This window comes from Cupriavidus sp. 05L310 (genome assembly GCF_056398185.1).
This window is the reverse complement of the sequence record NZ_JBFTOX010000083.1, coordinates 1-19,543: the sequence shown is the minus strand read 5'-3', so window position 1 is coordinate 19,543 and position 19,543 is coordinate 1. Positions and strand designations below refer to the sequence as shown.

Here is a 19,543-nt window from a genome sequence, read left to right as displayed (position 1 = left end):
CCATGTTCCTGCTGAATGCCCCGGAAGTCCGTGAGCTGGACCTTTTTACCCGTATGCCGGCGAAATACCGCCAGCCCAGGCGCACGATCTGGGCCGATGCCAACCAGGGCGGGCGAGAGATCGATGCCTTCCTGGAAGGCCCGGTGTTCGACAGCGCCGGCAATCTCTATGTCACCGATATCCCCTACGGCCGCGTCTTTCGCATCGATCCAAAGGGCGGGTGGGAGCTGGTGGCCGAGTGGGACGGCGAGCCCAACGGCATGAAGTTTCTAAGCGCGGCCGAACTGCTGGTGACGGACTACCGCAATGGCCTGATGCTGCTCGACACGCGCAGCGGAACCGTGGCGCCTTACCTTGGCCGCCGCAATACCGAGAGCTTCAAAGGGGTCAACGACCTCACCATCGATTCGCAAGGGAACATCTATTTCACGGACCAGGGGCAGACCGGGCTGCACGATCCTACCGGCCGCGTCTATCGCCTGAGCGCCGCGGGCAGGCTGGAGCTGCTGCTGTCCAATGTGCCCAGCCCCAACGGCATCGTGCTGTCCCCGGATGAGAAGTTCCTGTTCGTGGCGGTGACCCGGGGCAACTGCGTCTGGCGCATGCCGATCCTTGCCGATGGCAGCGTATCCAAGACCGGCCAGTTCTTTACGTCATATGGCCCGAGCGGCCCGGACGGGCTGGCCATGGATGCCTCCGGCCGGTTGCTGGTGGCGAACCCGGGGCTGGGCTACGTCTGGGTGCTGAACCACCGCGCCGAGCCGGTGCAGGTGCTGCGTGGCCCCGCCGGGCATTCCCTGACCAATCTCGCCTTTGGCGGCACGGCCGGCAAGATGCTGTTCGTGACGGACTCCACGGCGGGAGGCATCCTGTGCATCGAAATGGATGTGGCCGGGCTGCCGATCGTCCCACGCAAGCATTCAAAGGGAGATCCGGCATGACGCAACGCTGGAAGCACAGCCCGCAGGGCAGCCACTAGGGCGAGTTCGGAGACGACGACCAGCGCGGCCGGATGAACCTGGTGGACAGGTCCAAGGTACTGCAAGGCTCCCGTCCTTGATGACCCGCGCCAATTTCACTGTTTCGCCATCGCATCAAGCCTGAATAGGCGCCGGAAAGTGTAGGGCGCGGCCCGACAGTCTCCCGGACCCATTTGCCTTACCCTCGGCAGGCCCCGGCGCCACCTGCGCCGTGCAAATGCAAAAAGCCCGTGCGGCGAGAACCGTACGGGCTTTGGAATCTGGTTGCGGGGGCAGGACTTGAACCTGCGACCTTCGGGTTATGAGCCCGACGAGCTGCCAACTGCTCCACCCCGCGGGCCGAAATATACGCGGGTTGGCGGGCAATGGATAGTCCTGATTGGAATTATTTGCCAGCATCGCCTATCGATCACGTTAATGCGGAGCGGGCCAGGTGCGCATTGACGGCGCGCGAACGGGGCAGCCGGCGCGAGATTGCGCAAGCTTGTATGTGATTTATGCGGCACTGTTATCGAATTTGAGTGGCAGGGGCAGCCGCCAGCTTCATGCCACGATCGCCGAAGCCGGCCACGTGGCAGCCAGTACCGCCAGAGCCCGAAACGCCTGCTTTCAGCCCACGCTGCCTTCCTTCGGCTCCGGCACGAGACTGAACTGCGCGGACAGGTCGTTCTCGTCACCCAGCGGGCCATCGGTCCGCACAAGCCCCTTGGTGGTGAGCTTGGTCAGTGTCCGCACGGCCTGGATCGGGCTGACGCCCGTGGCCTTTGCGACCTGATATGCATCCATCGGGGTGCCCGTTTTCTTCAGGGCGTCGATTACTGCCTGGCGAGTGTCGTGGTTGTTGTTCATTTCCGGGCGTAGGTTGAGTCTGCTCAGACTAGACGAGGTGGCCGGCCTGCGCAACCCCGCATTCTCGCGGATAGATCAGTCCAAAAAGTTGCGCCATCGCCATCGCGCGTCAGAATAGAGGGTCTGACGGCAAGCATCGCAAGAATAATGAAGCAGACACTACTTCTGATTGATGGCCTGAACATCCTGCGCCGGGTTTACGAAGCCAACCCATCGGAAGACATTCCGGCCAAGGTCGAAGGGGCTGTGCTCTCGGCCCTGGCCTCGTTCCGCCGCGCCTTGGCCGAATGCCGGCCCACGCACGCGCTGGCGGCATTCGATGCCGGCGGCAAGACGTGGCGGCACGCGCTGTATCCGCAATATCGCCAGCACCGCAAGCCCATGGACCCGGAGCTGGCCGACGTCATTCCCGATTTCCGCCTGACGCTGACGGAGGTGCTCGGGCTCCAGACTGCCTCGGCCGACGGTTACGAGGCGGACGACATCATCGCCACCGTCTTCTACCGCTGGACCGCGAGCAAGGAGGGGCAGGCGATTCCGGTGAGCACGGACAAGGACGTGCTCCAGCTGATTGCAGACGGCGCGATCGTACGCAACCATTTCGCGACAGCGAAGAACGGCGAGCCGTCCTGGTTCGACGAAAGCTACGTCATGGACAAGTTCGGCGTCGGCAGCCACCAACTGGCGGATTACCTCGCCATGCTGGGAGATAGCACGGACGGCATTCCCGGCGTCGAAAAGATCGGGGCGAAGACCGCCGTGAAGCTCCTGCAGCGCTATGGCGACCTGGAGACCGTGCTGGCCAACGCGTCCGGGGAGAAAGGCGTGATCGGCAAGAACCTGGCGGAACAGGCGCATCTGGCACGGCTTTCCCGCCAGTTGCTGTCCCTCAAGACCGATGTCCAGCTTGGGCTGACATGGAACATGCTTCGCATCGGCGACGCGGCTGGGGACCCACCCTGATGCCCGGTTGTCGCCGGCGCGTGACTTTGTAAAGTGGCTGATGGAAAACTTTTAATATCCAGCCGGCGCTCCCGTGGTGCAGACTAGCGCATTCCGCGGGAGACCAAGCTTTGCTGCAACTCAACACGTATGAAACCCTGGTGGCCGCGTCGCTGGTCCTGCTTGCCGGCCGCAAGCTGATCGCCGTCACACCCGTCCTGAAAACCTACAGCATCCCCGAGCCGGTGGTGGGCGGCCTGGTGGTGGCGCTCGCGCTCTATGCCGCACGCGCGTTCGCCGGGGCCGAAGTCGGCTTCGATCTCACCATGCAGACGCCGCTGATGCTGGCGTTCTTTGCCACGCTCGGGCTCAGCGCCGATCTCGCCAGTCTTCGCCGGGGCGGCAAGAGCATTGCCATCTTCCTGTTTGTGGTCGTCGGCCTGCTCGTGCTGCAGAATGCCATCGGTATCGGCATGGCGTCCGTCCTGGGGCTGAAGCCGGTCGTCGGGCTGCTGGCGGGGTCGATCACCTTGTCGGGCGGCCATGGCACCGGCGTGGCCTGGGGCCACACGTTCGCCAGCCAGTACGGCCTGACTGCCGCCACGGAGCTGGCCATTGCCTGCGCCACGTTCGGGCTGGTCCTGGGCGGCTTGCTGGGCGGGCCTGTCGCGCGCGTACTGCTGCGCAAGATCCAGACACCGGGCAGCGCCGCGCCCGAGCCCGATCCGCTCAATTTCGAAGAGCCGGCCGCGGTGCGGCTGATCACCGCGTCGGCGCTGATCGAGACGCTTGCCCTGATACTGGTCTGCCTGACCGCCGGGCAGGCGCTGGCAAGCGTCCTTGCGCAGAGCTGGTTCTCCCTGCCTACCTTCGTCTGGGTGCTGTTCATCGGCGTGATCCTGCGCAATGGCCTGGCGGCGCTGGGCTGGTACAGCGTGTTCGACCGTGCGGTCTCCGTGCTGGGCAACGTCAGCCTGTCGATGTTCCTGGCGATGGCGCTGATGAGCCTGCGGCTGTGGGAGTTGTCCGCGCTGGCGCTGCCGCTGCTGGCGATTCTCGCTGCGCAGGCGGCCGCCATGGCTGCCTACGCGATGTTCGTCACCTTCCGCGTGATGGGGCGCAACTACGACGCCGTGGTGCTGGCCGCCGGGCATTGCGGCTTTGGCCTGGGGGCGACGCCTACCGCCATTGCCAATATGCAGGCGATCACCGATCGCTTCGGGCCGTCGCACCTGGCCTTCCTGGTCGTGCCGATGGTTGGCGCTTTTTTCATCGACCTTGCCAACGCGATCGTGATCAAGGCCTACTTGCTGCTGCTCCCAGTGTCCTAGGGTCTGCCGGTCCGGTGCCATCGGGTTTGCAGTCGAACAGCAACACCTTCAGCGCCGTGCATAGCGTAGCCAGCACGGCAAACAGCCAGCCGCTCCACACCGCGCCCGTCATGCCCACGGCGGTAATGAACCCGCCCGCCACCGCCGCGCCGGACACCACGCCCAGGTTGGCGGCCGAAATATAGAGGCTGGTGGCGAACTCTGGCGCTTCCGGCGCCGCGGAGGCGAGCCACATCTGGCTGACGATCAGGCCACTGGTATGCGCCGCGCCCCACAGAAGGCAGACCGCGATCATCGGCAAGAAGCTGGCGCTGCCACAGGCGTAGAGCACGAGGTAGGCGCCGCCAAGCGCCACCGGGTGCAGCAGTGCGGTCCCCGCCAGGCTCTTGCCCAGCAGCCTGCCGGCGAGCAGATTGCCCGCTACGCCGCCGATGCCGAAGACCACCAGCAGCACGCTGATTGTTTCGCCGCCCATGCCGGCCTCGCGCGCGAGATACTCGGCCGCGTAGCTGTAGACCGAGAACATGGTGGCGAAGATGAGCACGGTGGCCAGCAGGTTGAGCCAGACGGGCAGCTTGCGCAGGATCGCCGACGGCCGGATGGCGGGCACACCCTGCGCCGGGGCTGGCCGCTTTGGCTCATCCGGCAGCACGGCCAGCAGGCCGATGCCTGCCGCGGCATTCACGGCGGCGCAAAACAGGAAGGACGCCTCGTAGGAAAAACGCGCCGCGATCCACGCCGTGATGGGCACGCCCAGCACCAGGCCCATGCTGGTGCCGACGAAGGCCATGGCCGTGGCATGCGTAGCCCGCTCCCGCGGGTACAGTGACACGGCTGCCGCGAACGCCAGCGAAAAAAACACCGGATGCAGCAGCGCGGGGACAATGCGCAGCGCCATCAGCGTGGCGAAGTCCGGTGCCCAGGCCGACAGCACGCTGCACGCGGCGAACACGAACAGCGCGCCCGCCAGCACCTTGCGCCGCGCATGGCGCGACAGCCACAGCACCATGAACGGCCCGCACACGGCCACCACCAGCGCGAACAAGCCGACCAGCCAGCCTGCCCGGGCCACCGTGATGCCATAGCGTTCGACAACCGCCGGCAGGATGCCAACCACGCCAAACTCGATGGCGTAGAGGCCGAACAGGCCTAGCGCGATAAAGAACAGGGAGCGGCCGGCGTTCATGGCTGTATTTCCATCCCGGCCGCATAGACGGCATTGCGCAGGTCGGTCACGAAGCGGCCGGACATGCCTTCGTACAAGGTGTTGGTGAACGCAACCACGCTCAAGGCCCTGACGCGGTCAACGAACCAGGAATGGCCGTAGGCACCGCCCCAACGCCAGGTTCCCGCGGATTCTGGCGAACCCGCCAGAGCCGGATCGCGCAGCACCGAAAATCCCAGGCCGAAGCCGGTGCCAGGCGCATCGGGCGGACCCCATTCGCCGGTCTGGTTGCGCCCCATTTCCTCCACCCACGCGGCGGGGAACAGGGGGCCGCCGCCCTGGCGCAGCGCTTCCAGTAACAGGAGCAGGTCGCCCGCGCTGCCCACCATGCCGGCGCCGCCGGAGGGAAACGCGCCGGCGTCCAGGGCGCGCGCGGGCGCGAAGCGGATGCCTGCCGTGCCTTCAAGGACGGGGACCACATCCCGCTCGCGCATTCGGCGCGGCACCGGCGTGTGGTTGACGTAGGCGGTGGCCAGGCGGTCCGCATCGACGGCAGCAAAGGCGGTGTCGCGCATACCCAGCGGCCCCGTGACCAACGCCCGCACAGCGTCGCCCAGCGGCGCTTCGCAAACACGCTCGATCACGGCGCCGAGCACGTCCGTTGCCAGCGAATAGCCCCAGGCGGTGCCGGGCTTGTAGAGCAACGGCACGCTGGCAATGCGGCGCAGGTTCTCCGCCAGCGAGATACCCGGCTGGTCCATGCCATCCGATACGCCGGCGCGGGCATAGGGCCCGTTGCCGTCGGCCTCGAAAAAGCGGTAGCCCAGCCCGGCGGTGTGGCTCATCAACTGCCGTACCGTGATGGATGCGGGGCTGCCGTCGGCAAGGCGCGGCGTGAACGCCGGCAGCCAGCGGGCCACTGCGTCGTCGAGCCCGAGCGGGCCTTGCGCCACCAGCACCATGGCGGCGGCCGAGATGATGGGCTTGGACACCGAAGCCAGGCGGAACAACGCATCGGCGCGCATCGGCAGGGCCGCCTCGCGGTCGGCCAGGCCGGCGGCGCGGCTGTGGATCAGTTCGCCGTCACGGGCGACTAGCACCACGGCGCCGACCAGCCGGTGCTCGGCCAGGGCCTGGTCGATCGCCGCGTCGACGCGCGTGCGCAGGTGGGCAGGCGGTACGCCGTCGGACAGGGTGGAGGTGCGGGAGGTCATGCGCGTTTTCCTTCGTTGCGGATTGCAAGGATTGCAAGGGATTGCAAGTACAAGCGAACGATAAGAAACATTCGACTCAGGAAAAAGTAGGCTAGAGTTCCTGGTTATCCGGACAACGTTGTCCGTAATAAGCATGCCGGGAAAAATCCATGGACAGCCTGAGTGGCTTCACAGTGTTTGTGCAGGTGGCCGAGACGCGCAGCTTCGTGGCGGCCGGCCGCCTGATGGGCGTATCGGCATCGGCCGTGGGCAAGAGCGTGGCGCGGCTGGAGGAAAAGCTTGGCGCGCGGCTGTTTCACCGCAGCACGCGCAGCATCACCCTGACGGCCGAGGGCGCGCTGTTCCTGGAGCGCAGCCGGCGCATCCTCGCGGAAATCGAGGCGGCCGAACAAGAGCTGTCCCGCGCGGCCGAGGCGCCGCGCGGGCGCCTGCGCGTCAGCCTGCCGCTGGTCAGTTCGCTGGTGCTGCCGGTGCTGGGCGACTTTATGCGGCGGTACCCGGAGATCGAACTGGACCTGGACTTTACCGACCGGATGGTGGACGTGATCGAGGAAGGCTTCGATGCGGTCGTGCGCACTGGCGAGCCGGCCGACTCACGGTTGTCGGCGCGGCGCCTCGGCGATTTCCGGATCCTGCTGGTAGCCGCCCCGGCCTACCTCGCACAGCGCGGCTTGCCCCGGCATCCCGCCGACCTGGCCGGGCATGCCTGCCTGCATTACCGCTTTCCCAACAGCGGCAAGCTGGAAACCTGGCCGCTGCGCCGCGACGAGTCGGACCCGGAGCCGCACCTGCCCACCTCCATGATCTGCAACAACATCGAGACGCGCATGAGCTTTGCCCTGCAAGGCCTGGGGATCGTTTGCCTGCCGGACTTCGCGATCCGCGACGCGCTGGCCGATGGAAGGCTGCTCCCCGTACTCGGCGACTACGTGGAGCGCAGCGGCACCTTTCGCGTGCTGTGGCCGGCCAGCCGGCACCTGTCGCCCAAGCTGCGGGTGTTGATCGACTTCCTGGGCGAGCGGGTATTTCCGGGTGGCGGTACTGGATGCTGATGGGTGGTTTGGCGACGATTCCGCGTATCCAGATTTAGTGTTTACTCCTTCAAGATGAAAGCGAAGATCCTAATCTTGATTGCCGCGATGCCGGCACTGATGTCGATACTGTATGTTCTGTATCGAGTTTTCTACGTTCGAGTGAATCATGTGGGCATTACGCCCCACTATCTGGACCTAATGTCGATGGCATCAGTGCTACTAGCGCTTCTTTTTGGCGCAAACCGGAAGGGGCTCTGGTTCATCGCATGGCTGGCAACCCTCAACGTGCTGATGGTCGTCTGGGCAATCGACACCTATGTCCTGGTCGAATATGAGGAGTGGATTCGCAAAGGGCTGCCCGGCAAATCGGTAGGCTACGGGGCGCCATGACGGCGACTCCCCGCTTAAGGCCGAGGCGGGCCGCGCTGGCAATGAGGGCCCGGGATGGTTGGAGCCGCCAACCACGGCGCGGTCATTGAAACGTACCAAACAGACGCATAGCCCAGCCAGCGCCGTAGAGCCCAAGGCCGAACATCCCGTGCGTGACGAGGCTATGAAGGCGCGCGGCGGCGGGACGCGGCGTGCGGCTGGCGGCGATGCCGGCGCCCATGCCCGGCTGCATCACAAGGAAGGGCGCCGCCACGCTGCCGATGCCGACGATCAGCGCGGGGCCCAGCGTCGGATGACGGGCCCAGTCGAGGCCCCAGAGCGCGAGCAGCGTGGCCGCGAACGCGATGCCGGTCAGATAATGGGCGATCCAGCCGATCAGGCGCTCGCGCCGGACGGGCGGCGAAGCGGCGATGGGATCGTGGCGAAAGCGCCCGCGTGTCAGGTGGGCAAGCCAGCGGCCCACCAGGCCGTAGTCCAGCGGAGGAATGCCGAGCATCCGTTTGCGGGCGACTGCCCAGATGTCCATCACCGCCGTCGCGCCGGCCCCGATCAGAACAGCACCCACCAGATAATCCGTGGCCTCAGACATTGGCTGCCTCCTTAGGTGCGCCTGACGCGGACGGCGCTCTGGCGCTGACCATCCAGCAGGCAGCGGTGTAGCGAACTTCGTCGCCGCGCACATAGGGATCAAAGGCGGCGCGGACGGTGTCGATGACTTGCGCGCGCGTGCGCTCGTCCGCATCTTCCAGGATCAGGCCCACGGGGCCGAGCCGGGTGAGGTAGCCGGTCAGCGCCTTCTCCGGCAGGGTGCACTCGACATCGATCGGCTGGATGTCGATCGCGGCCCAGCCGCTCTCTTCCAGGATGGAAGCGACCCGATGCCGGTCTGCGAAGGCGAACTGTCCCGGCGCGCCAGGCTGGCGGGCGGGTAGGTCCGGCAGCAGCGGCGCCGCGGCGCGCTCGGCCGTCGTCATGAACGGGTTTTCCGCTGCACTGCGCCAGGCGAGGCACCGGAGTCCGGCGTCGTCGCTCGCGGCGCGCCGCAAGTTCGCGAAGGCCAGGACCGGATTGTCGAAGAACATGACGCCGAGGCGCGAAATGATCATGTCGAAGCTGGCGGGCGCGAAGGCGTGGGTCTGCGCGTCGGCGCGGATGAAGTTTGCCGTCGTGTCTTCCTGTCTGGCGCGTGCCCGGGCGGCGGCGATCATCGGCTCGGAAATGTCGATGCCGGTGCAATAGCCCTCGGCGCCGAGCTGCCGCGCAACGGCGAGCGTCGTGCCGCCCGTGCCGCAGCCGACGTCAAGCACCCGGCGCCAGGATCCGGCGCGCGCCACTTCGGCCAGCAGGTCTTCGAACGGCTTGAGCATCTGGTCGAGCAACGCTTGCGACTCGACCCAGGCGCGTCCGGCGCGGCCGTTCCAGAGCGCCGTCTGCTCGTTTCCGGTCTGGTGCGTGATATCCATGATCGTCTTCCTTTGCTTGCCCTCAAGGAGCGGAAGCTAAACTATGCTAGTTCAAGTCGACTTGAGGTCAAGAGGGGTGAGACAACTAGACATAGCCGAGGTGGCGCAGCAATCCGGCGTTCCCGCATCGACGCTGCGGTTCTATGAGGAAAAGGGGCTGATCGCGTCCACCGGCAGGCGAGGGCTGCGCCGCCTGTTCGATGCCGGCGTGCTGGAACGGCTGGCGCTGATCGCGCTGGGGCGTGCCGCCGGTTTCTCGCTCGATGAAATTGCGCTGATGTTCGCGCCGGAGGGGCGGCCGCGCATCGACCGGCGGATGCTCGCAGCCAAGGCGGAGGAGCTGGACAAGACGATCCGCAGACTGAGCGCGATGCGCGATGGCCTGCGGCATGCCGCTGCCTGCCCCGCACCGAGCCACATGGAATGCCCCAAGTTCCGCCGCATCCTGCGGGCCGCCGCATCTGGCGCTGTGGGATCGCCAGGGAAGAAGGCTCCGCCGCCGCCGCGGAACTAGCTCCAGGGTGGCGGCTAGCGACGACATCCAACCAAGCCGCCGCGCATCGCCGCCTTGTATTCCAGTTGCCGCCCGAATTCGACGAAGCCCATGTCCGCAACGGAGCGGGACAGGCGGCGATTCTTCAGCATGCCGCGCACGTTCAGGTCTTCAATGCCGATGGTATGGAAACGACGCGTCAGGCCAGTCGTAAGCTGGTGCGGCGCGTCTGAGCGAATCGCCGCGATGCGGGCGTGCAGCCTCGCCAGCGCGGCAATTCATGCCCGAGCCAAGATCGGCGATGACCTCGACCGTCCAGCCCTGCCGGGCGCAGTAGCGTTCAAGCACCTGCTTCTGGCGTTCCAGATCGGATCATCTGGGTTTCGATGGCCGCCTTGCCATGCTCGATCAATTCGCGGGTATCGAGGCGGGAGTAGGTGTTCCCAGCCGAAGTCGTCCATTACCCCAGCCGCGCCAGCTCCTTTAGCCGTTTACGGTGAGCCGCAACCTTGGAGCGGTTACCGCAGATCGCCATGCTGCACCATCTGCGGCCGTGGCCCCGCGTGTGATCGGCAAACATCAGCGTGCACTGAGGACCCTCGCACGCTTTCACATGCGAAAAGTCTTCTTCACAAACGAGTTTCGCGATTGCCTCGGCTATCGGCATCAGCAACGACTCCGGCGAGCGCCAACGTCGAGTCGCACGTAGTCCGAAGGCCATTGACGCCCCTGGCGCGTTGGCAACGATCTCGCCATACCCTTCGTCCCGCTCTAGCAGGCGGTTTAGCGGTTCGAGTTCACGCAAGTCCTCGCCGACCAGCGGTCGTCCCTTCGTACGCTGGACAAATCCCCTGAACCATTCCCGCAGACTTCGCGCCTGTGCAGCGACGCCATCGAGTTCACCTGGCATCGCCTCCGACCTTAGCACCTCGAGGGTGCTGCGCGGCACCAGGCCTGCCTGTTCCAGCCAGGCCAGAAGACCTTCCCCATCACCGATCCAGTCGACTTGCTCACCCGTCGGTGTGGCAACCGAGTTCAGAAAATCAAGGCCCGGCGCATCGGCCACGAATATTGCGGGAACACGTTGGAAGTCCATCTCAAGTGACCTGGTGCGCAGTGTTGATGGTGTTCATGGTAACCGCTCAAAAGTTTCTTGACAAGTTACAGCTCAATAAAATGACCTTGTTGTCAATGTTAGAGAGGTTACATGGTTCGGTTGTGTCGCGTGTGCCTTCCAAGCAACTGGACGATTTAATGGAGCGTCAATGCAATCTCTGCACGGTTGCCGCTGGCGTCGCGCGCTGAAGACTTTGCCGCACTGGATGGAGCGCTGGAACGAATCGGACAGCCAGTTCTGCTTGTCGGTGATGCGTATGCTGGAAAGCGGAGGCCGCTTTGGATGGTGGCAGCCGTTTCCAACTTGTTTTAGCTATTGGAAACGTTACAACTCACGAGAGAGAGCGTCATGCCCCCTATGTCCTATCGCCACGCCGACGTCGACGGCTTCAAGGTGTTCTATCGAGAAGCCGGTCGTGCTGATGCCCGGAAAGTGCTGCTTCTCCACGGCTTCCCAAGCGCGAGCCACATGTTTCGGGACTTGATCCCGCAACTGTCGGAGCGCTTCCATATTGTTGCGCCGGATCTACCCGGGTTCGGCCGGTCGGATATGCCGGCCCATGACACGTTTGCCTACACGTTCGACAACATTGCCAACGTGATTGGCAGGTTTACCGAAGTGATCGGGTTTGATCGCTTTGCCGTCTACGTATTCGACTACGGTGCGCCGACGGGTTTTCGGCTTGCGCTGAAACATCCTGAGCGGATCACCGCGATCATTTCCCAGAACGGCAATGCTTACGAGGAAGGACTGAGCGAAGGCTGGAACCCTATCCGGGCCTATTGGCGAGATCCTTCGCAGGGCAACCGTGAGGCACTTCGCGCCCTGTTGACTCCGGAAACGACAGTCTGGCAGTACACGCACGGGGTATCTGACACGGCCTCCGTATCGCCGGACGGCTACTCGCTCGATACTTTTTACCTGGGCCGTCCCGGTGCGCACGAGGTTCAACTTGACCTGTTTGGCGACTACAAAAGCAATGTCGCGTTGTATCCCGCGTTTCAGCAGTATTTCAGAACGCACAAGCCGCCGTTTCTGGCTGTTTGGGGTCAGAACGATCCGTTCTTCCTGCCAGCTGGAGCCAGGGCATTCAAACGTGACATCCCTGGCGCGGTGGTGCGCTTCTTCGATACGGGCCACTTCGCCCTTGAGACACATACGCCAGAAATCGCTGCGGCGATACGTGACTTTCTTGTTAGTTGAAGTGTGGCTGTTTGGTCGATATGGAACGGCCAAAACACACCAATCAAATTGACACCGGCGGCGAGTTCCCTGTTGGGGCGAAGGTCGCTGCATTGATGGGAGGTCTCGATCGAACCACCAACGGGAGCTATGCGGAATACACGCGCGCACCGGTGTCCAGCGTGGCATTGATTGCATCCAGCCTGCTTGGTCCGAACTGGCGGCCATCCCCGAAGCCTATGCAACGGCATGGACCTGCCTGTTTCGCAATCTCGACATCTCGGAGGGACAGACGTTGGTCATCCGGGGTGCGACATCATCGTTTGGACGGGCGGCGGTGAAACTGGCGGCCAATGCCGGTGCGCGGGTCATCGCAACAACACGCACTCGCGAGCGTTTCGAGATGCCGGAGGGTCTGGGCGTGACACGTGTCGAGCTTGAGGGATCGGACCTTTCGAAGCGAATTGCCGAGGCAAAGCAAGTTGACGCGGTACTCGACCTCGTCGGCAACAGCGCCATTCTCGATGCGCTGGCGCGCTGGCTGCATCGGTGGTGGATGCCGTCGTAGGGCCTTCGGCCTTTGCGGGCAGAGGGCGCCGCCCCGGTCAGGCGGCGCGCCTCCCGTTCAGCCGAGCGGGTCCGCGCTCACCCCCATGGCCGGGTCGCTCACCGTGTGCTTGCCCGTTTCCACCCGTCCGGCAAAACGCCGGTAGAACGCGGGGTCGCTGTCGCAGGTCACCGAGAAGTCGTACCACTGGCCGCTGTCCGCCAGGGACCAGTGCCTGGAGTCGGCGCCCTTGCCGGCGACCTTGACCGGCCACGGACCGTCCTTGCGGTAAGCCTGCGGCGTGATGGTGAAATTGCAGGCCTTGTCGCCGGCGTTCATCAGCTCTGCATAGACGTCGCCATTGGCGATGTCATAGCACACGCGGATCTCCGGCGCGGCGCCGGTGTCGGCGATCCGGCCGGTATCGCCCTTGAAGTGCCGGTGGTAGCCATTCGGGCCGACGACCCAGAGGTCGTACATTCCGAGGTTGTCCTGGCGCGCGTTCCAGGTGTCGCTCAACAATTTCCCGGCTTCCACGACGTAGCGCCGCGGCAGGCGATCGAGCTTGTAGCGGTCGTAGACGTGGAACACCGCGGCCTGCGAGCCCGTGTTGGAGAACACCAGTTCCACCACGCCCGCGGCGTTGCAGCGGGCGCTGGTGTGCAGCTCGTAAGGCAGCGCGCGCGAGGGACGCGTGCCGCTGGCCTGGATCGGCAATTGCATGTCCAGCGGCAACGGCACGGCGGGCAGCGCTTGCTGCGCGTTGCGCAACTGGTCCGCCGCGGCGCGCGTGCTGCGGCCGTCAAGCGTGGGCAGGGCTTCGTCGTTCGGTGTCTTGAAATTGAACGCGCTGGTCAGGTCGCCGCAGACGGCGCGGCGGAACGGGCTGATGTTGGGCTCCGCGACGCCAAAGCGCGCCTCCAGGAAACGCAGCACCGACGTGTGATCGAACACTTGCGAGTTGACCCAGCCACCGCGGCTCCACGGCGAAATCGCGAACAGCGGCACGCGCGGACCCGGACCGTAGACGCGGCCATCCGCTGCCGGCTGGCTGCTGCTGCCTGCCGGCGCGGGATGGCTGAAGTACTCGGCGCTCATGTCGGCATCGCCGAGCGTTGACTTCCCGGCCAGCGACAGGTCGGCGTTGCGTGACGGCGCCGACGGCGAGGGCATATGGTCGAAGTAGCCGTCGTTCTCATCGAAGTTGACCAGCAGCACGGTCTTGCTCCATACCTCGGGCACGGCAGTGAGCGCATCCAGGACTTCCTGCAGGAACCACGCCCCCTGCACCGGGCTGGACGGCCCGGGGTGCTCGCAATAGAGCGAAGGCGCGTTCATCCAGCTCACCTGGGGCAGCTTGCCCTCGCGGATGTCCCGCTTGAACGCATCCAGGTAGCTCTCGGGGCCGATCCCCGGCAGCGTATTGGCGATGCCCTTGTAAAGCGGGTTGGCGGCATTGTCCGTGGCAGCGTCGTAGGCGTGGTACGGCAGGGCCTGGCCGGTATTGGCATAGGGTACGCCGGGTGCGCCGCCGCTGGATACGGGGAAGCCGGACGCAATGTTGGCGAGGCGGAACGGCCGGAACGCGCCCAGCATGTTGTCGCCCCATTCGTCCGGCATGTTCTGGTACGAGATCCAGTTGATGCCTGCTTCTTCCAGGCGTTCCGCATAGGTTTTCCAGGTGTAGCCCCTGTTGGCCGTGGCAGGCAGGCCGTCGATCCAGTCCCACTCGTTATTGACAAAGGCAACGCCGGCGGCGGCGCCGTTTGTGCCGGTCAGGTGGAAGGAGCGGTTGGCATCCGTGCCGGTATGCATCGAGCAGTGGTACGCATCGCACAGCGTGAACGCGTTGGCCAGCGCGAACTGGAACGGGATCTCCTTTTCCTTGAAGTACCCCATCGAGGTGTCTGTCTTATGGGTAGGCCAGCTTGCCATGCGCCCGTTGTCCCAGGCTTTCTGGCTGTCCACCCAAGCGTGCGGCGTTCCAGCGGCGCGCTGCGCGTTGTTGGCGCTGCCGTCCAGGTGATAGGGGGTGAGTACGGCGCCGCTGGTACGCTGCTGCTGCCATACCTTGCGGCCGTTGGGCAGCGGGATGGTGAACCTGTCGCCGAAGCCGCGAACGCCCTTGAGCGTGCCGAAGTAGTGGTCGAACGAGCGGTTCTCCTGCATCAGGATGACCACATGCTCGACGTCCTTGATGGTGCCGGTGGCGTTATTGGCCGGGATCGCCAGCGCCTTGCGGATGCTGGGAGGAAAGGCCGCCAGTGCTGCCGCGCCAAATCCGGCGCCGGTGACTGTCTTTAGAAAATTACGGCGTGAGTTCATCTTCTGTTCTTGTGCTCGTTGGATTCTTGGTCGTGGTTCAAGGCGCGCAACGCATATCCCGGGCGGCGGGCTTCTCGGGCTCTGTGGTGCCCGGCGTCGAGGGTTTTGCGGCGGACGTGTCGGTGCCATCATCGCCGCATGCAGTGAGCGTCGCGGCCGCGATCAAGATGGCGGCAAGCGGTCTTGCAAGGCTTTTGGGAAACATGGGGGAGCTTGATGAATGTGAAAGAAATAAGTCGGCTTGTTTGCCAGCCGGGACAATCGGGAAGTCGCGAGTGTAGGAAGGGGATGTGACAGGGGCGTGAACGGATAGGCCTGCGGATCTGCCTGAATCCTGCCGGAGAACTTCGCGAAGCGGCTCGCGACGCGCAGACGAAAAAAAGCCCGCGGCTAGGCGGGCTTCGTGGGAGCAGGGCGGTGCGGAAGGCTTACCGTGGCGCGCCGGCGGTCGGCATGGCGCCGAGACCGCCTGGAAACCAGGGTCAATCCAGCTTCGGCAGCATCTTGGCGGGATTAAGCAGGTTCTTGGGATCCAGCGCCCGCTTGACCTGCCACATCAGTTCCAGTTCCACCGGCGACTTGTAGCGCTTCAGGTCGTCGCGCTTGGCCACGCCGATGCCGTGCTCGGCGGAGATCGAGCCGTTTTCCGCGTGGGCCAGCGTATCCACGGCCTCGGAGACCGGCGCGTACCACTGCCCGAGGAACTCCGCCGCGCTCCGGTCCTTGGGACGCAGCGGGTTGAAGTGCACGTTGCCGTCGCCCATATGGCCGTAGATCACCATGCGCGCGGCGGGCTCCAGCGCCAGCACCTTGGCCGATGCGTCGCCGATAAACGCGGCGATGCGCGACAGCGGCACCGAGACATCGCACTTGATGCTGCCGCCGGTGCGGGTCTGCGCGTCCGAGATTTCCTCGCGGATTCGCCAGAAGCGCTGGGCGTCGGCCATGCTGGCGGCCACCGCTGCGTCCAGCACCAGCTCCTGCTCCAGTCCGGCCTCAAGGATTTCCATCAGCGTGGCGTTGAGGCTTTCGTTGCTGCCGCCGGAGGTGAGTTCGATCAGCACCATCCAGTCGTGCCGGGCGGGCAGGGGCGAAGCCACGTCGCCAAGGTATTCGAGCACCAGTTCCAGCGCGGGCGCGGAGATCAGCTCGAACGCCGTGACGGCCTGGCCGCCGATCTGCTTGGCCACGCCCAGCAGGCGCACGGCCGCTTCCGGGCTTTGCACGGCCACGAAGGCGACGGCGCTGGCGCGCGGCTGCGGCATCAGCTTGAGCACGGCGGCGGTGATGATGCCGAGCGTGCCTTCGGAGCCGACGAACAACTGCTTCAGGTCGTAGCCGGTATTGTCCTTGCGCAGGCCGCGCAGGGACGAATAGATCCGGCCATCCGGCAGCACCGCCTCGATGCCCAGCACCAGGTCGCGCATATTGCCGTAACGCAGCACGGCGGTGCCTCCCGCGTTGGTGGCGAGGTTGCCGCCGATCTGGCAGGTGCCTTCTGAGCCGATGCGCAGGGGGAACAGCCGCTGCTCCTGTTCGGCCGCGGCGCGGGCCGCGTTGAGCGTGACGCCGGCCTGCACGGTCAGGGTGTCGTTGATGGTGTCCACCGCCAGCACGCGGTTCATGCGGCCCAGGCTCAGCAGCACAGCGGTGCCGCTATCGTCGGGCACCGAGCCGCCCATCAGGGAGGTGTTGCCGCCTTGCGGCACCACCGGCACGCCATGGGCATGGCACCAGGCCATGACCTGGCTGACCTGCCCGGTGGTCGATGGCATGACCACCACCCGGGCCTTGCCGCGATAGATGCGGCGGTAGTCCGTGACATAGGACTCGGTATCGGCATCGCCGCTGAGGCAGGCGCCGGCGCCGACGATGGCTTGCATGGCCGCCAGCGTGGTGTCGGGGGAGGTGTGGGAGTCGGTCGGCATGTGGGCGTGCTTGGTTGTTGAAGGGGCGGCGCGGGATTCAGTAGGCGGCGGACGGGCCGGCCGCGGGCGTGGCGCAGGTGCCGATGAAGTCCGCCGCCAGCCGGCGCGCGGCGCCAGCATATACCAGTACGTCCACGCCGGTCGCCACGAAGGTGCAGCCCAGCTCCAGGTAGCGCCGTGCCAGCTTGGGGTCGGAGGTCAGCGTGCCGGCGGCCTTGCCGCTGGCGACGATGGTGCGCATGGCGCCCTCGATGGCGGCCTGCACCTCGGGGTGGCCGGGGTTGCCGCGATGGCCCATCGAGGCGGCGAGGTCGGCCGGGCCGATAAAGACGCCGTCGACGCCGTCCACGGCGCAGATGGCTTCCAGGTTGCCCAGGGCCGTCACGGTTTCGGCCTGCACCAGCAGGCAGATTTCATCGTCGGCCACGGCGAGATAGTCGGTGCGCGCGCTCCATTGCGAAGCCCGGCCCACGGCGCTGCCCACGCCGCGAATGCCCAGCGGCGGATAGCGCGTGGCGCTGACCAGCGCGGCGGCCTGCACGGCGGTATCCACCATCGGCACCAGCAGGTTCTTCGCGCCGATATCCAGCAACTGCTTGATCAGCGCCACTTCGCCCGCCACGCAGCGCACCACGGGCTGCGAGCGGTAGGGCGCGATGGCCTGCAGGGCGTGCAGCGTGGCGTGGAGGTCGTTGGGGGCGTGCTCGCCGTCGATCAGCAGCCAGTCGAAGCCGGCCGTGGCCGAGACTTCGGCCAGGTAGGGCGATGCCATCGAGAGCCACAGGCCGACCTGGGGCTGGCTGGCCGCCAGCGCGGCCTTGAATGCGTTGTGTGCGGGCATGTTGGTTCCTGTATGTCGTGGGCCGGGTGCCGCAGCGCTCAGCCGAGCTGGCCCTGGCAGAGATATTTGGTGTGCATGTAGTCGTCCAGCCCGTGGCGCGATCCCTCGCGTCCGTAGCCGGATTCCTTGACGCCGCCGAACGGCGCGGCCTCGGATGCGATGGCGCCTTCGTTGATGCCGACGATGCCGGTTTCCAGCGCCTGCGCCACGCGCCAGATGCGGCGCACGTCGTTGGAGTAGAAATAGGCGGCCAGGCCGAACGGTGTGTCGTTGGCGTCGCGGACCACTTCGTCTTCGCTGGCGAAGCGGAAGATGGCCGCTACCGGGCCGAAGGTTTCCTCGCAGGAAAGCGCCATTTCCGGGGTGGCATGGGTCAGCACGGTGGGGGCGTAGTAATGCGGGCCGTCGGCGAGGCGCACCCGTTCGCCGCCGGTGATCACGCGCGCGCCCTTGGCGACCGCGTCTTCCACGTGGCGGGCGATCTTGTCCACGGCGCGGGCGTTGATCATGGGGCCGATCTGCGAGGCTTCCTCGGTGGCGGGGCCGACGTGCAGCGCGGCCACGCGCCGGGCCAGCCGCGCCACGAAATCATCGTGCACGCCGGCCTGCACATAGACGCGGTTGGGGCAGACGCAGGTCTGGCCGCCGTTGCGGAACTTGGAGGCCATCAGGCCGTCGACGGCGGCATCGAGGTCGGCGTCGTCGAACACGATGAAGGGTGCGTTCCCGCCCAGTTCGAGGGATAGCTTTTTCAGCGTGCCGGCGGATTCGCGGGCCAGGTGCTTGCCTACCGGCGTGGAGCCGGTAAAGGTGATCTTGCGTACGCGGCTGTCTGCCAGCCAGGTGTCGACCACGGCCGGGGTGTTGGCGCGCGAGGCGGTGACGATGTTCAGGACGCCCGGGGGCAGGCCCGCTTTTTCGGCAAGGTAGACCAGGGCGAGCGCGGTCAGCGGCGTGTCTTCGGCCGGCTTGGCGACGACCGTGCAGCCGGCAGCCAGCGCCGGGGCGATCTTGCGGGCGATCATGGCGAGCGGGAAGTTCCATGGCGTGATGGCTGCCACTACGCCTACCGGTTCCCTGAGTACCAGCATCTTGCGGCCAGGGACGGATTCGGCCACGATTTCGCCGCTGATGCGGGTGGCTTCCTCGGCGAACCATTCCACATAGGAGGCGCCGTACTGGACTTCTCCGCGGCTCTCCTTGATGGGCTTGCCTTGTTCGGTGGAGATGATCCGGGCGAGGTCTTCCTGGTGTTCGAGGATCAGGGCGTGCCAGCGTTTGATCAGTTGCGCCCGTTCGCGGGCTGTGCGGCGGCTCCAGGTTGGGAAGGCGGCTGCGGCTGCGTCGGCGGCGTGGGCTGCGTCCTTGGCGGTGCTGTCGGGGACGGAGGCGAAGGTGGCGCCGGTGGCGGGGTTGGTGACTTCCAGGTGCTGGCCGGTTTGGCTGGCGGTCCATTCCTGGGCGATCAGGTTTTGGGTGCGGAGGAGGGCGGGGTGGTTGAGGGTGAGCATGGCGGCGTCTTTGGCGTCTGTTGGGCTTGATTGGTGGCGGTTGACTTCAAAGGCAACGTCAATGGCTTAAAGTCAAAGGCTTAAAGGCTTAAAGTCAAAGGCAGTTTCACCTCCCCTGCGGGGAGGCGACCTACTTTCTTGTCTTGCCAAGAAAGTAGGCAAAGAAGGCGCGCCGGATGGGGCGACACCCCCTCGGGATCCGGCGAAAAGAGCGGCCGGGACCCAAACTCG

Annotated in this window: 18 protein-coding genes, 1 tRNA gene and 2 pseudogenes; 9 read left to right on the top strand and 12 right to left on the bottom strand. The window is 65.6% G+C overall.

Annotated features, from left to right (window positions below):
- The first annotated feature begins 2 nt into the window (after positions 1 to 2).
- Together AC1DS6_RS38600 and AC1DS6_RS38595 are read left to right on the top strand one after the other, a co-directional pair.
- A complete protein-coding gene (locus AC1DS6_RS38600; protein ID WP_477104486.1) occupies positions 3 to 941 on the top strand; it encodes an SMP-30/gluconolactonase/LRE family protein in 939 nt (312 codons plus the stop codon).
- Positions 938 to 1,048: pseudogene (locus AC1DS6_RS38595) on the top strand (cyclase family protein); the annotation flags it as partial. The gene AC1DS6_RS38600 and the pseudogene AC1DS6_RS38595, both read left to right, overlap by 4 nt.
- A 193-nt stretch (positions 1,049 to 1,241) precedes the next feature.
- On the opposite strand, the gene AC1DS6_RS38590 reads toward AC1DS6_RS38595, so the two are convergent.
- Positions 1,242 to 1,317 (bottom strand) — tRNA-Met (locus AC1DS6_RS38590).
- Positions 1,318 to 1,589: 272 nt separating this feature from the next.
- Positions 1,590 to 1,829, bottom strand: a complete 240-nt coding sequence (locus AC1DS6_RS38585; RefSeq protein ID WP_035872040.1) for a helix-turn-helix domain-containing protein — start codon at positions 1,827 to 1,829, stop codon at positions 1,590 to 1,592.
- A 147-nt stretch (positions 1,830 to 1,976) separates the two neighbouring features.
- Between AC1DS6_RS38585 and AC1DS6_RS38580 the strand changes: the two genes are divergently transcribed.
- On the top strand, positions 1,977 to 2,792 hold the full coding sequence (locus AC1DS6_RS38580) for a 5'-3' exonuclease (RefSeq protein WP_035872037.1): 816 nt from the start codon (positions 1,977 to 1,979) through the stop codon (positions 2,790 to 2,792).
- 110 nt (positions 2,793 to 2,902) lie between these two features.
- Positions 2,903 to 4,102, top strand: coding sequence for a sodium/glutamate symporter (gene gltS / locus AC1DS6_RS38575; RefSeq protein WP_441634552.1), 1,200 nt, complete (start codon positions 2,903 to 2,905; stop codon positions 4,100 to 4,102).
- Here the strand turns inward: gltS and AC1DS6_RS38570 are convergent.
- Positions 4,068 to 5,288 carry an MFS transporter gene (locus tag AC1DS6_RS38570; protein WP_477104485.1) on the bottom strand — a complete coding sequence of 407 codons (1,221 nt, stop codon included), beginning with the start codon at positions 5,286 to 5,288 and terminating at the stop codon, positions 4,068 to 4,070. The genes gltS and AC1DS6_RS38570 overlap by 35 nt on opposite strands.
- Positions 5,285 to 6,481: a serine hydrolase domain-containing protein gene (locus AC1DS6_RS38565; RefSeq protein ID WP_441634548.1), complete on the bottom strand. Its 1,197-nt coding sequence runs from the start codon at positions 6,479 to 6,481 to the stop codon at positions 5,285 to 5,287. Before AC1DS6_RS38565 ends, AC1DS6_RS38570 begins: the two co-directional genes overlap by 4 nt.
- A gap of 149 nt (positions 6,482 to 6,630) precedes the next feature.
- Here AC1DS6_RS38565 and AC1DS6_RS38560 point away from each other — a divergent pair, with 149 nt between their 5' ends.
- Together AC1DS6_RS38560 and AC1DS6_RS38555 are read left to right on the top strand one after the other, a co-directional pair.
- On the top strand, positions 6,631 to 7,533 hold the full coding sequence (locus AC1DS6_RS38560; RefSeq protein ID WP_477104484.1) for a LysR family transcriptional regulator: 903 nt from the start codon (positions 6,631 to 6,633) through the stop codon (positions 7,531 to 7,533).
- Between the two features lie 54 nt (positions 7,534 to 7,587).
- Positions 7,588 to 7,905: a hypothetical protein gene (locus tag AC1DS6_RS38555; protein WP_441634546.1), complete on the top strand. Its 318-nt coding sequence runs from the start codon at positions 7,588 to 7,590 to the stop codon at positions 7,903 to 7,905.
- Positions 7,906 to 7,987: 82 nt separating this feature from the next.
- Here AC1DS6_RS38555 and AC1DS6_RS38550 read toward each other — a convergent pair whose 3' ends face one another.
- The gene (locus tag AC1DS6_RS38550) at positions 7,988 to 8,494 is read right to left on the bottom strand and encodes a DUF2938 domain-containing protein (protein ID WP_477104483.1); all 507 of its coding nucleotides are present in this window, start codon (positions 8,492 to 8,494) and stop codon (positions 7,988 to 7,990) included.
- Positions 8,487 to 9,368 (bottom strand): class I SAM-dependent methyltransferase, encoded by an 882-nt coding sequence (locus tag AC1DS6_RS38545; protein ID WP_477104482.1) that lies wholly within the window; start codon positions 9,366 to 9,368, stop codon positions 8,487 to 8,489. Before AC1DS6_RS38545 ends, AC1DS6_RS38550 begins: the two co-directional genes overlap by 8 nt.
- A 76-nt stretch (positions 9,369 to 9,444) precedes the next feature.
- Here AC1DS6_RS38545 and AC1DS6_RS38540 point away from each other — a divergent pair, with 76 nt between their 5' ends.
- Positions 9,445 to 9,882, top strand: a complete 438-nt coding sequence (locus tag AC1DS6_RS38540) for a helix-turn-helix domain-containing protein (protein WP_441634540.1) — start codon at positions 9,445 to 9,447, stop codon at positions 9,880 to 9,882.
- A gap of 131 nt (positions 9,883 to 10,013) precedes the next feature.
- Here the strand turns inward: AC1DS6_RS38540 and AC1DS6_RS38535 are convergent.
- Together AC1DS6_RS38535 and AC1DS6_RS38530 are read right to left on the bottom strand one after the other, a co-directional pair.
- Positions 10,014 to 10,121 (bottom strand): annotated as a pseudogene (locus AC1DS6_RS38535) (hypothetical protein); the annotation flags it as partial.
- 200 nt (positions 10,122 to 10,321) lie between these two features.
- Complete coding sequence (locus tag AC1DS6_RS38530) at positions 10,322 to 10,957, bottom strand: CGNR zinc finger domain-containing protein (protein WP_477104481.1); 636 nt, start codon at positions 10,955 to 10,957, stop codon at positions 10,322 to 10,324.
- Positions 10,958 to 11,326: 369 nt separating this feature from the next.
- On the opposite strand from AC1DS6_RS38530, the gene AC1DS6_RS38525 reads away from it, so the two are divergent.
- Both AC1DS6_RS38525 and AC1DS6_RS38520 read left to right on the top strand, forming a co-directional pair.
- Positions 11,327 to 12,181, top strand: a complete 855-nt coding sequence (locus tag AC1DS6_RS38525; protein WP_441634536.1) for an alpha/beta fold hydrolase — start codon at positions 11,327 to 11,329, stop codon at positions 12,179 to 12,181.
- Between the two features lie 316 nt (positions 12,182 to 12,497).
- The gene (locus tag AC1DS6_RS38520) at positions 12,498 to 12,728 is read left to right on the top strand and encodes a zinc-binding dehydrogenase (RefSeq protein WP_441634534.1); all 231 of its coding nucleotides are present in this window, start codon (positions 12,498 to 12,500) and stop codon (positions 12,726 to 12,728) included.
- Between the two features lie 57 nt (positions 12,729 to 12,785).
- On the opposite strand, the gene AC1DS6_RS38515 is transcribed toward AC1DS6_RS38520, so the two are convergent.
- The 4 genes from AC1DS6_RS38515 to AC1DS6_RS38500 all read right to left on the bottom strand — a co-directional run bounded on the left by AC1DS6_RS38515 (position 12,786) and on the right by AC1DS6_RS38500 (position 19,312).
- The gene (locus AC1DS6_RS38515; protein ID WP_477104480.1) at positions 12,786 to 15,032 is read right to left on the bottom strand and encodes a phosphocholine-specific phospholipase C; all 2,247 of its coding nucleotides are present in this window, start codon (positions 15,030 to 15,032) and stop codon (positions 12,786 to 12,788) included.
- Positions 15,033 to 15,514: 482 nt separating this feature from the next.
- Positions 15,515 to 16,915, bottom strand: coding sequence for an FAD-binding oxidoreductase (locus AC1DS6_RS38510; protein ID WP_477104492.1), 1,401 nt, complete (start codon positions 16,913 to 16,915; stop codon positions 15,515 to 15,517).
- Between the two features lie 82 nt (positions 16,916 to 16,997).
- Positions 16,998 to 17,801 carry a 4-hydroxy-2-oxoheptanedioate aldolase gene (hpaI, locus tag AC1DS6_RS38505; RefSeq protein WP_276288809.1) on the bottom strand — a complete coding sequence of 268 codons (804 nt, stop codon included), beginning with the start codon at positions 17,799 to 17,801 and terminating at the stop codon, positions 16,998 to 17,000.
- Positions 17,802 to 17,839: 38 nt separating this feature from the next.
- Positions 17,840 to 19,312: an NAD-dependent succinate-semialdehyde dehydrogenase gene (locus AC1DS6_RS38500; RefSeq protein WP_477104479.1), complete on the bottom strand. Its 1,473-nt coding sequence runs from the start codon at positions 19,310 to 19,312 to the stop codon at positions 17,840 to 17,842.
- Positions 19,313 to 19,543 lie beyond the last annotated feature (231 nt).